Source organism: Mycobacterium sp., assembly GCF_049647605.1.
GTDB lineage: Bacteria > Actinomycetota > Actinomycetes > Mycobacteriales > Mycobacteriaceae > Mycobacterium.
Genome location: NZ_JBARXZ010000074.1, coordinates 1 through 14,550, shown reverse-complemented (window position 1 = coordinate 14,550; position 14,550 = coordinate 1). Strand labels below are relative to the sequence as shown.

General features: G+C 65.1%; 13 protein-coding genes. 5 read left to right on the top strand and 8 right to left on the bottom strand.

The annotated features are described in order from the left end of the window. Positions 1-28: 28 nt before the first annotated feature. The gene (locus tag WBB07_RS09240) at positions 29-1,045 is read left to right on the top strand and encodes a cellulase family glycosylhydrolase (RefSeq protein ID WP_526306875.1); all 1,017 of its coding nucleotides are present in this window, start codon (positions 29-31) and stop codon (positions 1,043-1,045) included. Positions 1,046-1,048: 3 nt separating this feature from the next. Here the strand turns inward: WBB07_RS09240 and WBB07_RS09235 are convergent, their stop codons facing one another. The 4 genes from WBB07_RS09235 to WBB07_RS09220 are packed head-to-tail and all read right to left on the bottom strand — an operon-like array spanning position 1,049 to position 6,307. Further along, entirely contained in the window at positions 1,049-2,551 is a 1,503-nt protein-coding gene (locus WBB07_RS09235; RefSeq protein ID WP_526306873.1) for a lipopolysaccharide biosynthesis protein, read from the bottom strand. Between the two features lie 19 nt (positions 2,552-2,570). After that, a complete protein-coding gene (locus WBB07_RS09230; RefSeq protein WP_526306871.1) occupies positions 2,571-3,488 on the bottom strand; it encodes a glycosyltransferase family 2 protein in 918 nt (305 codons plus the stop codon). Continuing rightward, positions 3,478-4,884, bottom strand: coding sequence for an O-antigen ligase family protein (locus WBB07_RS09225; protein ID WP_526306869.1), 1,407 nt, complete (start codon positions 4,882-4,884; stop codon positions 3,478-3,480). Before WBB07_RS09225 ends, WBB07_RS09230 begins: the two co-directional genes overlap by 11 nt. 16 nt (positions 4,885-4,900) lie before the next feature. Beyond that, complete coding sequence (locus tag WBB07_RS09220; RefSeq protein WP_526306867.1) at positions 4,901-6,307, bottom strand: tyrosine-protein kinase domain-containing protein; 1,407 nt, start codon at positions 6,305-6,307, stop codon at positions 4,901-4,903. A gap of 344 nt (positions 6,308-6,651) precedes the next feature. Between WBB07_RS09220 and WBB07_RS09215 the strand changes: the two genes are divergently transcribed. From WBB07_RS09215 to WBB07_RS09200, 4 genes are all read left to right on the top strand, one after another. Then, positions 6,652-8,646, top strand: a complete 1,995-nt coding sequence (locus WBB07_RS09215) for a hypothetical protein (RefSeq protein WP_526306865.1) — start codon at positions 6,652-6,654, stop codon at positions 8,644-8,646. 127 nt (positions 8,647-8,773) lie between these two features. Beyond that, complete coding sequence (locus tag WBB07_RS09210; RefSeq protein ID WP_526306863.1) at positions 8,774-9,487, top strand: GAF domain-containing protein; 714 nt, start codon at positions 8,774-8,776, stop codon at positions 9,485-9,487. A gap of 190 nt (positions 9,488-9,677) precedes the next feature. After that, on the top strand, positions 9,678-10,331 hold the full coding sequence (locus WBB07_RS09205) for an undecaprenyl diphosphate synthase family protein (RefSeq protein WP_526306861.1): 654 nt from the start codon (positions 9,678-9,680) through the stop codon (positions 10,329-10,331). Between the two features lie 12 nt (positions 10,332-10,343). Next, positions 10,344-11,735 carry a protoporphyrinogen/coproporphyrinogen oxidase gene (locus WBB07_RS09200; protein ID WP_526306859.1) on the top strand — a complete coding sequence of 464 codons (1,392 nt, stop codon included), beginning with the start codon at positions 10,344-10,346 and terminating at the stop codon, positions 11,733-11,735. 16 nt (positions 11,736-11,751) lie between these two features. Here WBB07_RS09200 and WBB07_RS09195 read toward each other — a convergent pair whose 3' ends face one another. The 4 genes from WBB07_RS09195 to rplP form a co-directional block, all read right to left on the bottom strand. Then, complete coding sequence (locus WBB07_RS09195; RefSeq protein ID WP_526306857.1) at positions 11,752-13,260, bottom strand: exopolysaccharide biosynthesis polyprenyl glycosylphosphotransferase; 1,509 nt, start codon at positions 13,258-13,260, stop codon at positions 11,752-11,754. Positions 13,261-13,465: 205 nt separating this feature from the next. Continuing rightward, complete coding sequence (rpsQ, locus tag WBB07_RS09190) at positions 13,466-13,774, bottom strand: 30S ribosomal protein S17 (protein WP_526306855.1); 309 nt, start codon at positions 13,772-13,774, stop codon at positions 13,466-13,468. Then, positions 13,774-14,007 carry a 50S ribosomal protein L29 gene (gene rpmC, locus WBB07_RS09185; RefSeq protein ID WP_526306853.1) on the bottom strand — a complete coding sequence of 78 codons (234 nt, stop codon included), beginning with the start codon at positions 14,005-14,007 and terminating at the stop codon, positions 13,774-13,776. Before rpmC ends, rpsQ begins: the two co-directional genes overlap by 1 nt. After that, complete coding sequence (gene rplP / locus WBB07_RS09180) at positions 14,007-14,423, bottom strand: 50S ribosomal protein L16 (RefSeq protein WP_526306851.1); 417 nt, start codon at positions 14,421-14,423, stop codon at positions 14,007-14,009. The genes rpmC and rplP overlap by 1 nt, the downstream gene beginning before the upstream one ends. Positions 14,424-14,550: the final 127 nt, after the last annotated feature.

The window sequence follows — 14,550 nt, the reverse complement described above, 5'->3', positions numbered from 1 at the left end:
GCGCCGCGGCCTCACCGGACTGCTGTCGATGGTGCTGATCGGCGGCAGCGCCCTCGCGTGCGGATCATTTTCGCCGGCCGCCGAAATCGGGATGACGGTCCATCATCGCGGCAGCGAGGCGGCCACCACCGTCGAGCAGTTCGACCTGATGACGGCCATGGGCGTCACCTGGGTGCGAGTCGACATCGACTGGGCGGTGGTCGAAAGCAACCAGAGCCGTCTCGATTGGTCCTATCCCGATCTTGTTGTGAACGAAGCCGCCGCCCGCGGGATGAACGTGCTGATGGTGCTGGCGTTCACCCCGGCGTGGGCGCGTACGTCCGCGGCTGACGACTCACCGACCGCCAAGCACTCACGACCCGATGACCTGGTGTCGTTCGCGAACTTCGCCCGAGTCGCCGCCGAGCGGTACACCCCGCGCGGGGTGCACACCTGGGAGATCTGGAATGAGCCCAACACCGGTAAATTCTGGCCACCTCGGCCCGACGCCGACGAATACGGTGACCTGTTCCGGGTTGCCGCGGAGGCGATTCGCAGCGTCGCACCGGAGGCCACCCTGCTGATCGGCGGACTGGGACCAAAATTCGAGGAACCGGATGCCGAGGTGCCGCCGACCGATTACCTCGAACGGCTGTACACCAACGGCGCGGCGCAACTCGCCGACGGTGTTGCGGCCCACCCGTACAGCTTCCCCGCCCTGCCCATGGAGTCGCCTCAGCGAACCGAGGGCGGATTCGCCGACCTTCCGGCATTGCGCGCGGTGATGGACCGCAACGGGGACGGCGGGAAAAAGATCTGGATCACCGAGTTCGGCGCGCCGACGGGCACCGGTCCACACGCGGTATCGGAGGATGATCAGGCAGCGGCTCTCCTACAAGCCCGCCACCAGGTCACCGAGTGGGACTGGGCCGGACCACTCATCTACTACGAATTGGTGGACGGCGGAACGGACCTCGCCGATCCCGAGCAGAACTTCGGGGTGCTCCGCGACGATCTCTCCCCCAAACCGGCCGCCGACGCATTGAAACAGAGCGCCGCGGGCTGAGCGCTACAGGACGCGGCGCAGCAGTGGTTGCACCCGCGGCGGCATGCGTCCGATGAGTCTGTCCCTGAGCGCCGGATCCACCATCGACGTCACCTTCAGCACACGCAAGCTGAGGAGATAGACCACCGCGGCCACGGGAATGGCGACCAACAGCGATATCGCACCGCCCAGCCCCACCCCGAGTTTCACTACGGTGAGGTAGGCCACTGCAGCCTGGGCCCCCGCAGCCAGCGCGATCGCCCCCAGCACCCGGTATGGCGGGGCGATACTCAGCCGCCTTGTCACATACCAGGTTTCGATGAGAACCACCGACACCTGAACAATGGCTCGCGACCAGGCAGCTCCCATCAGCCCATAGCGCGGCACCAGCACGAAGCCGAGCGCGATCGTGCCCACCAGGCCCACCCCGTTGGACATCAGCAGGAACCCGGTCTTGCCGATGCTCTGCAGCAGATAGAAAGTCGTCACGCCGAGGCTGCTGACCGCCGCGGCGATGAGCAGCACCGAGGCGACCCCGGCCGCATCGGCGAACTCCGCACCAAAAAGCAGCGGTACCAACACCGGGGCGATCGCCGCGAGGCCTAAGCACAACGGCACGATCAGCATCGCGATGAGCGCGGTCATCGTTCGATACAGCCGGTGCATGTCGTCGTGGGCACCCGCCCCGTGCTGCTCGCTGAACCGCGGAAGCAATGCGGCCAGCAGCAACGGCGGCAACTGCACCGCCATTTCGGCCACCGTCACTGCAGCCGCGAACAAGCCGACGGCGCCGAGCCCGGTGTAGTGCTCGAGGAAGAGTATCTCGGTCCGGCCGAACACCAGACCGCCGAGCACCGCAGTGGCCCAGGCCGGTAGCGCAAACCTGACGACCTGGCTGCGCAGCTCCGGTCCGACGGTGGCGGGGAATCGCAGCAACCGGAAAATCCGGCTGGCCGGCAAGAGGTTGCCGGCGATGAAACCGGCCAGCGCGCCGGGGATCCCGAACAGCCAGGCCCCCAGGGCCATCACGGCCAGCTTGAGTAACGCCGAATATGCAGACAGGCGGGCCAGCTCGCCGAAACGCTGCTCACCTCGCAGGTAGAACTGGTAGACCTCGGCCATCCGCCAGGTGAGGAACCAGGTCAGCGCGAGGCCGATCACCACATTTCGGGTGGTCTCCGAAGGTCCCTCGATGGCGCTTCGTCCCGGCCAGTAGAGGTAGGCGAACAACAGCACGCAGCCGATGACCGCGGCCACCGTGGACAACCGTGTGGTCGCCCCGATCAGGCCGTCGGCCTCGGTGTTGTCGTCCGTGGCGCGCAGACTCGGGATGAATCGCTGTTGCACCACGCCGATGCCGAGGCCGGCGATCATTGAGCCGATGGTCACGCAGAAGACCACGTAGGCAAAGACACCGAGGTCGTCTGGTCCGAGCAGCCGGGCTGTGATGGCGTTGCCGATGAAGCCGGCCAGCGCCACGGCGGCGCCGGAGGAGAAACCGAGGAGGGTGTTACGGGCGAAGGACATCAGCGCTGTTTCCCGATGTTCATGACTTCCCGGCCGCACGAGTGCCCGCGGCGCGGAGGCGTCCCCAACCCAGCCGCAGGGTCGACTTGACCACACTCGCCCAGGCCCGCCACCCCGGTCGACCATTCCTGATCGCCGCACCAACGGAATTCGCGACACCACACATCGAACCGGCTCCGAGTGCCGAACCGACCGGAGAGGTCAACAGGTAGTCACCTCGCACCCGCGGTGTCTCGTCGGCGAGTTCTCGGATGCCCCAGTCGATCAGGTCTGCGCTGCGGTCCACCCCCGAGCGGGACAATGACGCAACCGTCCAGAAGATGTCGACGAGCGGCTCGGACACCTGGATGATGGGCAGATTCGGGTGGACGCGCCGTACTTCCATCAGCCATTTCGGATCGTCGTGGATCGATCCGGCAGCCACCGACCAGGGCACCGTCTGCGCCAGCGCCCGCGGGAACACCAGTGTCGAGGTCTGGACCATGTTGAAGGCCTGCGGGGTCCGGAGCTCGAACAGATACGGGGCTATCGGCTCGTGGCGGCTGATCGGGTTCTTCGGCCCGACCACCGGCGAGCGGCCGTCGATGTGAACCCGGAACCGGGAAGCGAGGATCCACTCGTTCCCCGGTGGCGCTGCGGCCAGCTGCGTTTCGAGTTTGTCGCGACGCCAGACGTCGTCGTCGTCGAGCAGCGCTATGACATCCCCGACAGCCGCCTCGACACCGAGGTGCTTGGCGACGCTGGCTCCGAGTCCCCCTGAGGTCCGCATCACCCGGATGGTGGGCGACTCCGGCAGATCGGGCTGACAATCAGCATCCAGCACCACGATGATCTCGACCGGCGGTGCCGTTTGTTGCAGCGCCGATTCGACCGCCGCGGCCAGACTGGCGCGACCGATTGTCGGAATGACTACGCTGACCGCCGGTTCAGTGCTCACGGATCGATCCTTCCAGGGGCGGCGGTCCGTCCACCCGGGTGCCACGCCTGCCCAGGATCAGCACGGCGAAGATCAGGCCACTGATCGGAAACAGTTGCAGATTCGGCAGTAGCGCCCAGACCGCCTCGGTGGTCGCCGCGACAAAGAAGGCCATCAGAAAACCGAAGCAGGCCATCTGCTGGTTGGTGGCGCGCAATGCGCGCACCGAAAGTATCGCGGCCACCAACAGCGGCACCAGGACGGCGACCCCGAGAAGGCCGGATCTCACCAAGGTGTCGACCACCAGATTGTGTCCGGTCCCCACAAACGCCCACTTGGCGATGTTCGACAGAGACTGAGCGTCGACGAGGAACCAGTTGACCCCCATCCCCACCCACGGAGACTGCTGCCAGACGCGCAGACTCTCCGCCCACACATAGGCACGGTCGGTGAAGGCGGACGGGTCCCAATCCAGGAACGGGAACACGAACATGGCGGTGGCGGTGAAGCCGGCGAGCAGGGTGCCTACCAGTCGCACCGACGTTGCTCCCCGCAGCCAGCAGAACGCCCACCACAGCAACACCATTGCGGTCGCGATGAGCGCAGTTCGTGAGGCCGCGGCCAGCAGCGTGACAAACAGAATTGTTGCGATGACCCACCGCCACCGCGTCCCGACGATCAGCGGCACCAACGCAAATGCCAGCGCGCAGTACATTCCCAGCACGTTTGCGTGGCCGAATGGTCCGGCCAGTTCCCAACCCGGGATGATGTCCTTCTGGGAGTCGACGTTGTACATCATGTATTCCGGGATGAGCAGCCCCCCGATGAGCGAGTAGACCGAGATCGCCGCGACGGTGATCGGGAACCATTTCAGTTCGGCGATCGGCGCTCCGATGTTCCACAGCGCCAGGATGAACATGTTGGCCAGGACGATCTTGGGCAGATCGGCCGGTGGCGGCAGGTGCGGGTTGACAAGATAGGGCAGATTCACCGCAAGCAGGAGCACCAGAAGCCCGGTGATGTCGCGGTTTTCCGGCCCTCGCATCAGGGCGACGGCGGTGCTCAGCAGGAGCAGCAGTGCTGACCCTGCCAGACTGGCGAGCTGCGCCAGTGGGACCTCGGAGAAAGCCGCGGATTCCCCCGGCGGCAGAATCGGTGAATGCTCGACCTGCAGATACGTGATCAGGTCGGGAACCACCACCAGCCCGATCGCGGTGATGATCAGCACCGCAAACGCGCGATTGTGCAACTGGAGATCCGTTGTCCTCGGACCGAAAACGCGGGGCAGCGCTGCCAGATAGGTTCCGTACGAATCGCGTCGAGAGGTTTCGGTGGCGGCTCGAGCCCTGCCGGCCTTCGGCACCGCGGCTACGAAAGTGGCCGGGGTCCCGCTTTTCCCGGATTCGTCACCATCCATGAGTGTTCCGGTCCGGTCACTTGTTCTGCGCACCGCGGCGCTGGCGGCCGCCACGGCGCGGTGAATCCCGGTGCACACCACTGGTTGTGTCGTAGTGGCCGTCAGCCTTGGGCCGCTTCTTCGCCGGCGCCATCGTGAGCACCGCGCCGAGCAGGGGCGCCCCCGCTCGCCTCAGCGAATGAACGCCGTCGGCCAGTTGGTGAGCCCGGGTGGAACCGAACCGCGCGACCATCAGCACGCCCTGCGAGCTGTCCGCCAGCAGGGCGGCGTCGGTCACCAGCAACGACGGTGAATCGACGATCACATAGTCGAATCGTCGGCCCAGTTCACCCAGAACATCTTTGGTCGCCTGGGATTCGAGTAGTTCGATGGGGTCCGGCGGGATGGCTCCGGCGGTGAGAGCGCTCAGGTGCGGGAAGCGTGTCTCCTGCAATGCCTCGTCCACAGTGGCGTCGCCGGTCAGCACGGTACTCAAACCCGGCTGCGCGGCCAGCCCGAAACAGGTACCCACCCGGGGCCGCCGCAGGTCTGCGTCGACCACCACCACGCTGTGGCCGGCGTTGGCCAGGGCCAGCGCCAGATTGATCACGGTCATGGTCCTGCCCTCGTCGGGCAGACAACTGGCAACCAGGAGCACCCGGGGGCCGTCGACGGCTTCGAGGAAGCGCAGGTTGATTCGCAGCTCGCGGAATGCGCCGGCCACCGCGCTGCGATCGCTGTCGAAGGAGATCAGCGGTATCTCCCGGCGCTGTTCGTCGTAGGGAACATCGGCGAGCAAGCCGACGCCCGTGGCTCTTTCCAGGTCTTCGGCAGTTCGCACCGAATCATCCATGCGGCCGCGGACAACCGCGATGAAGGCACCCAGGAGCACACCCATCACCGCGGCGATCCCCAGGATTCGGAGCCTGCCCTGATTCATCGGCTTGTCGGGAATCTCCGCGCGCTGCTGGATGACCACCCGTGCGTTGGGTTGCGCACCCAACACCGGCGTTTCCAATCCGGCAGCCATCACCACAAATTCGTCGGCCAGGGTGTTGGCGATGTCTCGGGCCCGAACCGGTGACGGGTCCACCACCGCGACGTCGATGAGCACTGTCCCCGCGGGCACGCTGGCTTCGACGGCTTCCTGCAGGTCGGCCGCGCTCATGTCGAGCCCGAGTTTGTCGATGGTGCGCTGGGCCAGGATCTCACCCATCAGCAGCTCGTTGTAGGAGAGCACTCGACGTTCGGCGAAGAGGCCACCGTCGTAGGTCTGGCTGTTGGTACCGTCCGAGGTGGTCGAGACGAACAGTCGAGTCGAGGCCTGGTATTGCGGCGTCGTCAGGAGTGCGTAGGCGAGTGCAGCCAAAACAGCGACAACGACTGTGCCGCAAATGAATTTCCACCGGGTACGCAAGATCTGCGCGAAGTCCTGAACAGTCAAGTGCGACCCTTCGTCACCGATGCCCATCGGAGGTCAGTGCCAGTTACTCCAGCCATCCGGCACGGCATGAGTCGTCACACGCTATCCCAGAACACCGGGCACCGTCGCCTCACCCCTGACATTCGTCGGTTCGGCTGCCGACGTCACGCCAGTTCAGCGGGTACGCCGGTATAGTCCCAGCACTGTTGGTATTTCGAATACTCGAAAGTAGACCGCGTGCACCCGGTTAGTTCATTCTTCTCAGGGATTCCGCAGCGACTCCGAGCTCCATGGCGGTGCGCAGATGAGTTCACCACTACAGAACCTCTCTTCCACGGGTGCGTCGCCGGTGCCGGGATCCCGCGGTGAGTACGGTCACCCCGGTGCGCGCGCTCCTTTCGACGCTGTTGCTGATCCTGCCGGCGTTGCTGGCGGGGTCGGTCGCGGGTTCGGCGGCTGCCGAACCCGTTGACGGCGGCGATCCCACGGACGTTGCAGCCGTGACGATGGACTGGCCCACACTGGGATTGGAACCCGAGGTATTCCTCGGCCCCGACAGCAGCACAAAGTTCACGGTGCCGGTGCCTGCCGGACTGACCCCTGCACGGTTGCGGGGGGTGATCCAAACGCCTGTCAACATCGACGCCGGCTATGTCGAGATCGATGACGGCGACGGCACCCTTCTCGGGGTTGTCGAGCTGCCCCCGGCTACGGCCGGACAGGTGATGACACCCGTCGATGTCGATATTTCGGCGGCACGTGTTCGCGCTTCGACGATCGGGCTCTCGCTCACTCTTCGCGCGACCGATGATGCCGACCAATTCTGTGGTCCCAGACAGCAGCTGACCATCAGTGACCTGACGACGATGTTTGTCGGTACCGAGGCACCGGCGACCACGATCTCGAGCTTTTTCCCGCCGGTGCTCCAACGGGCCACCATCTATACGCCGGCCGACGCGGACGCCGCCGAACAACAATCGGTGCTGACGTTGGTGTCCGCGCTGACCCGGCTTTATCACCCCCAGCCGCTGAACATCGGCGTGGTCACGGCAGCTCGTGGCGCGGCACCGCCGCCGGCCGGTCAACTGACTCGTGCGATTGTCGTCGAAGCAGGCGGCCCCGCCGGCCTCAGTGTCGAGAACCCCGGGACCCCGGCCGCACACCTCCGGGTCTCCGGTAGCGGTGACGAACTCACGACGCAGGTTTCGCTACTTGTCAACCAGCTGCAGTCGCTGGTGCAGACCGCCGGCACCCGTATCGAACAAGCGGGATCGACACCTGCGCTCAGCGGTGACACGTTGACGTTCGCCCAGCTGGGAATCAGCGGCAGAACCGATGTGCTGCGCACCGGCAACCTGAGGCTCGGGACCGACCGGGCGGCACTGGGCACCGGTCGGGTCGACAGCGTGCAGGTACATCTGCTCGCCGACTACACACCGGTACCCGCAGCCGACTCGGCAAGTGTTGTCATACGGTCCGACAACACTGTCGTGTATCGGGCCCCGCTCGACGACACCGGCCGTCTGGACGCGACATTCGACCTGGATCGCCAGGCTTTCGGCCAGTGGATCAACCTCGACCTCGCTCTGACCTACACACCGAACCAAGTGTGTGGGCCGTTCGTGGCACCCATCACCTTTCAGGTCGACCCGCGGTCGACATTCACGGTGCGCCGTGGCGGCCCGCCGCTCGACGGTTTCGGAGCCGTGCCCTCGGAGTTCAGCCCCAGCTTCCTGGTGGCCTTTGATGGCAGCAGCCCGAATCAGCTCTCCTACGCCGCCCGCACGATCGGCGCGATCGCGCGGCTGACCGGTCAACAACTGATGCCTCAGGTTGTTGACTTGCGAACTGCCGCCGACGCCACCTCGGGTGCGCTGATCGTCGCCAAATCCGCTGCGCTGGCCGATACCTCGCTACATCCGCCGATCAGTGGTGTGGGTACCGAGGTGGGCCTCGGTCTTCCCACCGAGCTTCGCGCCGTCATCGACGACGGGCTCGGGTCCATTCAGGTATTCGCCGACCGCCCCCGCGACCGCTCCGTCGTCCTCGTCACGACGACGGACACGTGGCGGTTGGTCGACCCGCTCTTCGACTACCTCCAGGGATTGGACGGTGGTTGGTCGCAGCTCACCGGCGATGTGCTCGCCGCCGGTGCCGCCGGAGTCCCGATCAATGTTGCGATCCGGGCCGGCTCCGCCTCCTCCGATTCCGTCGATTCCGCTGCACCACAGCCGTCACCGTCGCTGAATCCGTGGGTTCCGATCGGCGTGGGCGTGGCCATCGTTGCCCTCATCGCCGTGATCGGGACAGCCGTGTGGTCCCGCAAACGACGTTCCCCCGGTGGCGCGCTGGACGATTGAGCCGGCCCCGGCCTCGTTACCGCCGGATGCCGGGGCCTTGCACCCCGATCGCACGAGCTCACCGGCCGCGCAGCGGATTCGGTTTCCGTTCTTCGTCGCGTCGTCTTTTTCGGCTAACGTGTTGTGGATGACACGTTGGGTTCCACGCTTCGATGATTGGCTCAACGAACTGCTCGAGGAGTCTGCGCGCACGGCCGGCGAAGACGTCGACGCCTATGTGGCACGCGCGGTGGCAACACAACTGGTCGCCGACCAGCGAGCGGCCGACAGCCCGGATCTCGGGAAACTGCTCGCCCATCTGTCCAGCATCCTGGAGTCCACGCAGTCACCGGCCGCGATCTCGATGACCGCCATCTCCGACCCCGACCGGCTGCGCTCGCTCTATGCCACCGGGTTGCTGGACTCCCCGCCCGAGGAGATGTACGACCGGATCACCCGCGCGGCGACGGCGGCCCTGGACGCCCCTCACGCAGCTCTGACCCTGGTCGATGTCGACCGACAGTTCTTCAAGAGCTCGGTCGGGATGGATCTGCCGACCCCGGCGGACCGGCAGACGCCACTCGAGCGATCCGTCTGTCAGTACGCCGTGGCGATGGGTGAGCCGTTGGTACTCGAAGACATGCGTGAGGACCCGCTCTTCAAGAACCACCCAGCAGTCCTCGACGGTACCGTCGTCGCCTATCTCGGTATCCCGTTGACCGATGCGGACAACCACTCCGTCGGAACCCTGTGCGTCTTCGACAGCAAGCCGCGACAATGGGGCACCGGACATCTGCAGGTCCTGAGCGATCTGGCCAAGATCGCCGCAGACCGGATCTTCGGCACCGGCCCCGCTCGCTGAGCGCAACGCCGACAGCAGCTGCCCGCCGGTCCCGCCCGAGAATCCACGTCCAACCGTTTCAGCAAAGCCCGCCGGCAAATCCCCCACTTTGCCGTGACCCGCTCCTGCGCGAGCGGGCTCCATCGCCGGCGGCCAGGCTTACCCCCTGTAGTACCTTTGCAGTTCAGTGGCAACGCAAGGGTGGCCGAACATGCAGCGTGAACCGGCCCACGTGGGTCTCATCCCGGACGGGTTGCGACGTTGGGCAAACGCCAACGGCGCCTCACTCGAGGACGCGTACCGCCGCGGTGCCGAGAAGGTCACGGAAATCCTTGTGGCACTGCAACAACACGGCGCGGGAACCGTCTCCGTCTACAACCTGAGCCAGGCAAATCTGGCGCGGCCCAACCCGGAACTGGCCGCGGTCTATGCAGCCTCGATACACTTTTTTGCCACGCTGATACCCGCTCACTTCGATCCCGCGGTCTGCGGTGTGCGGTTGCACGGTGATCGCAGACTACTCCCGGACGATTTCCTGGAGGCTGCACACGCCACCGAGAGCGCGATGCACGGCGACGAATTCCAGATCAACATCCTCGCTGCCTATGACGCCGCAGACGAGCTGCGCGCCGCCCATCTTCGCGCCCAGCGCGACTCCTGCGATATCAGCGAAGCTTTCGAGATCGGCGACGTGGATCTGGTCCTGCGGACCACGCCGGAGCCACTGCTGAGTGGATTCCTGCCGATGCAAACCCAATACGCCCAACTCAGATTTCTGACAACACCGCTCAACGACCTCGAGGTGGCCGACATCGATGAACTGATCACCGACTACCGACGCTTCCCGCAGCGTCGCGGTCGATAGCGGGTTGCGGAGTTGAGTCGCAACCCGTTGATCATCGGCGCCGGCCCGGCCGGACTCACCGCCGCCCTCGAGCTCACCAGGGCAGGTGTATCGCCCCGGATCCATGAAGCGACCGGAAACCTGGGCGGCCTGGCCCGGACACCACGCAGCGGAGCCTGGCGGGTCGATCCCGGAGGGCACCGGTTCTTCACCAAGGACAACGAGGTCGCCGCGCTCTGGAACGCTCTGCTGCCGGACGACCAATGGATCTCCGTGCGCCGGAAGTCCGCCATGCTCATCAACGGCCAGTATGTGCAGTACCCCCTGGTTGGTCGTGATCTGTTGACTCAGTTCGGCTTTCGTAGCGGCCTGGTCGGCCTCGGCAGCCTGTTGTGGCAGCGGGCCCGTCGGAAGATGCGCCCGGTGGACAAACCCGACAGCTTCCGCGACTGGGGTGCGCACGAATTCGGCGACTACTGGTACACGCTGTTCTTTGATGGTTATGTCCGTAAGACCTGGCTGACCGATCCCCATGACATCGCCAGCAACTGGGCAGACCAGCGAATCAGACCGATCACCTGGCGACGGCCGCGACGCGCGGAACCTGCTGCCCAAGACACCTTTCGGTATCCCCTGCTCGGTCCCGGCCAACTCTGGGAAGCCGCGGGGGCGGCATCGGTGGATGCCGGAGCGGAGCTGTCACTCAATTCCCGAGTCGTCGGCGTTCGCGCCGACGGCGACGGCTGGACAGTCGAACTGCACAACGGCGAGACCACATCCGCTGATGCGGTGTTCTCGAGCATGCCGCTGCGCAGTCTGCTGGAGATCCTGGACCCCGAACCGCCGCAAAAGATTCGGGTGGCGGCCGCGGCCCTCAAGCATCGGGCGTTGATCACCGTTGCCGTGGCCCTTCGCAATCATCTCGACATTCCCTTCAACTGGGTCTACACACCGGAAAAAGGGTTTCGGGTGGGCCGGGTCCAGAACTACGGTCGTTGGTCGGCCGCGCTGGCGCCCCCACACTGGGACGGCACCTACCTGGGCCTCGAATACTTCACCCTTCCCGGCGACGACCTGTGGGTCATGCTCGACAAGAGCCTGGGCACCGTCGTCGAACAGGACCTGCTTGCACTCGGTATCGAGGATGCCGAGGTCGAGCATGTCTCGGTGGTGCGGTCTCAGTTCGCCTATCCGATGTACAACCCGGAGCGCGAGGACAACGTCACCGTGATCCGTGACTACCTACGTCGACGGCACCCGACGCTTCATCCCATCGGCCGCAACGGCATGCATCGTTACGACAACCAGGACCATGCGATGCTCAGCGCAATGCACAGTGTCGCCCGGTATTTCGGGGAGGATGTCGACCCCTGGAAGGTGAACACGGACCGTCGCTACCACGAATCGGGCGTGGTGGACCGGTAGCGACCGGGGGTGGCGCCTACTCCGAACCGCGGAGTACGGCAACCACCGTGAGCGCCAGGATCTTCAGATCCAAGCCCAACGACCAGTTCTCGATGTAGTAGTTGTCCCACTCGGCCCGGTCGGCGATCGAGGTCTGACCGCGAAGTCCGTGCACCTGCGCCCATCCCGTGACGCCGGCCTTCACGCGATGGCGCTGGCCGTACCTCCGGATCTGCATCTCGAAGAGGTCCACGAACTCGGGCCGCTCGGGACGTGGCCCCACCAAGCTCATGTCCCCCTTGAGAACATTGATCAGCTGCGGCAGTTCGTCCATGGACGTCGCCCGCATGAGCTTGCCGATCTTGGTCCGTCGGTCCACGCCTTCGACACCGCCCGGGGCCGCGCCGGTCTGCAGTTCGAACTGCAGATCCGAAGCCCGAGGCGGACGCATCGACCGGAACTTCAGGCACTTGAACACCCGGCCATCACGTCCGATACGGTCCTGGCCGAAGAAGATCGGCCCCGGCGAGCTCAGCCGAACAGCAAGCGTCAAGGTGAGGAACAGCGGCGAGATCAACAGTAGGCCAAGGCCTGCGACCACTCGGTCCGAGAAATGCTTGACGGTGAACTGCCAGCCGTTCGGATTGGTGTAGGTCAGAGCCAGCAGCGGCAGGCCGCCGATGTGTTCGATGCGGGCGCGTTCGCCGATCGTGTCGAACATTCGCGGTACCACCCACACCCGCAGCCCCAGTCGGTGAGCGATATGGACAACATCGGTGAGTACTTCGTCCCGGCTCCGTGAGAACGCGATGACAACGTTCTGGGCGCCGGTACTCTCGGCCACGGCCTCGAGCTGATCCGGTGAACCGATGTAAGGAATACCGAAATCGGGTGCACTCTCGTCCCGGGACTGCGGTGCCTCGACGTCGAGCAGACCGATGGGCAGGAGCCCGTACTGGGGTGAGGCCCTCAACCGTTCGACGATCTGGTGGGCCACCCGACCGTTGCCGACGATCAAGGTGGGAGCAACCAACCGGTGCGCCAGCCCCGATACCCGTATCACCAACGCCACCAACAGCCGACCGATCGGAAGCAATACGGCCGTGGCGATCCAGATGCTGAACCAGATCACACTGCGCGGCCCCTGGATCCCGAGCACCACCAGGGCCGCAAGGAACACCACCGAGACCAGCGCGACCGCGACTTCGATGGGGCCGATTTCGTTGATGGTCCGCCGGTTGAGATCGCAGCGGTACATCTTCCTGACGGTGAGTATCAGCAGCAGTATCGGCACAAAGAGCGCCAACAGCCAGAACGGGGCCACGTCGTCGTGTGTTCTTGTCGCCCACCACCAACCCAGGGCAACGGCAAGCATCGCCGACACGCCGTCGCTGAGGACCAGGACGCCTCTGACAAATGTGTCGGTTCGATCTCCGACCGGCGCGCGGAAGCGTGGCTGGCCCGGCGTCCCGGTGTCGCGGTCCGCCGCGACGATCCGGAGGCGGGGGGAAGTTGTGGTCTCGCCGAGGATGTCTCGTGTCGCCATCAGATCTCAGCCCGCCGACGACGCGGCAAGCGAGAACCGTGTGACGAGCACGCCGAGGACCGGTTCGGTGGTGCCCAAGCTACGGCGTGAATTCACAGCGAAAGAGTAGGCATGAATTCACACCTCCGCAAACACATCCGGAAAAAACGCGAACGCCCGCCGCGATTGCTCGCGGCGGGCGTTTCGAAATGCGGGAAGGCAGGTCCTACTTGGCCTTCTCGAGGACCTCGACCAGGCGCCAGCGCTTGGTGGCCGACAACGGACGGGTCTCCATCAAGGACACCCGGTCACCGATACCGGCGTCACCGTTCTCGTCATGTGCCTTCACCTTGGTGGTGGTGCGGATGATCTTGCCGTAGAGCGGATGGCTCTTGCGGTCTTCCAGTTCGACGACGATGGTCTTCTGCATCTTGTCGCTGACCACGTAACCGATCGCAGTCTTGCGACGGCCACGGGGCTTCTCGGTGGCCGGCGTGTGCTTCGGGCCGGCCGCTTTGGTTGTGTCTTCAGCCATCAGGATTCCTCACCAACGGGTCCGGAGGTCAGACCCAATTCACGTTCGCGCAGCACCGTGTAGACACGCGCGATCTCCCGCCGCACCGTGCGGAGCCGGCGGTTGTTGTCCAGCTGCCCGGTGGCCATCTGGAAGCGCAGGTTGAACAGCTCTTCCTTGGATTCGCGCAGACGTTCGGTCAGCTCGTCCTCGGTGAGTTCGCGCAGCTCTCCTGGCGACACTCCTACTGCCATCAGAACTGCTCCTCTCGAGTAATGATGCGTGCCTTGATCGGCAGCTTGTGGATGGCGCGGGTCAGCGCTTCCTTGGCGATCTTCTCGTCGGGGTAGCTGATCTCGAAGAGAACGCGTCCCGGCTTCACATTGGCGATCCACCACTCCGGCGAACCCTTACCGGAACCCATGCGGGTCTCGGCAGGCTTCTTGGTGAGCGGACGGTCCGGGAAGATGTTGATCCACACCTTGCCGCCACGCTTGATGTGCCGGTTGATGGCGATACGAGCGGACTCGATCTGCCGGTTGGTCAGGTAGGTGTGCTCCAGGGCCTGGATGCCGTAGTCACCGAAGCTCACCGACGTCCCGCCACTGGCGATGCCACGCTGCCGGGGGTGGTGCTGCTTGCGGTGCTTGACCTTACGTGGGATCAGCATGCTCAGCTCTCCGTTTTCTCAGTCGCGCCCGCCTCGGCGGCAGGCGTCTCGCCACCGGAGGCAGCACGACCGGCGTCGGTGCTGGTTGCGGTGGTGCCCGACGCACCACTACGGCGCGGCCGGGTGC

Bases quoted from the DNA above. Each gene is read 5' to 3' on its own strand.
- WBB07_RS09240 (WP_526306875.1), top strand. From the start codon at position 29: ATGGTGCTGATCGGCGGCAGCGCCCTCGCGTGCGGATCATTTTCGCCG.
- WBB07_RS09235 (WP_526306873.1), bottom strand. From the start codon at position 2,551: ATGTCCTTCGCCCGTAACACCCTCCTCGGTTTCTCCTCCGGCGCCGCC.
- WBB07_RS09225 (WP_526306869.1), bottom strand. From the start codon at position 4,884: ATGGATGGTGACGAATCCGGGAAAAGCGGGACCCCGGCCACTTTCGTA.
- WBB07_RS09210 (WP_526306863.1), top strand. From the start codon at position 8,774: ATGACACGTTGGGTTCCACGCTTCGATGATTGGCTCAACGAACTGCTC.
- WBB07_RS09205 (WP_526306861.1), top strand. From the start codon at position 9,678: ATGCAGCGTGAACCGGCCCACGTGGGTCTCATCCCGGACGGGTTGCGA.
- WBB07_RS09195 (WP_526306857.1), bottom strand. From the start codon at position 13,260: ATGGCGACACGAGACATCCTCGGCGAGACCACAACTTCCCCCCGCCTC.
- rpsQ (WP_526306855.1), bottom strand. From the start codon at position 13,774: ATGGCTGAAGACACAACCAAAGCGGCCGGCCCGAAGCACACGCCGGCC.
- rpmC (WP_526306853.1), bottom strand. From the start codon at position 14,007: ATGGCAGTAGGAGTGTCGCCAGGAGAGCTGCGCGAACTCACCGAGGAC.
- rplP (WP_526306851.1), bottom strand. From the start codon at position 14,423: ATGCTGATCCCACGTAAGGTCAAGCACCGCAAGCAGCACCACCCCCGG.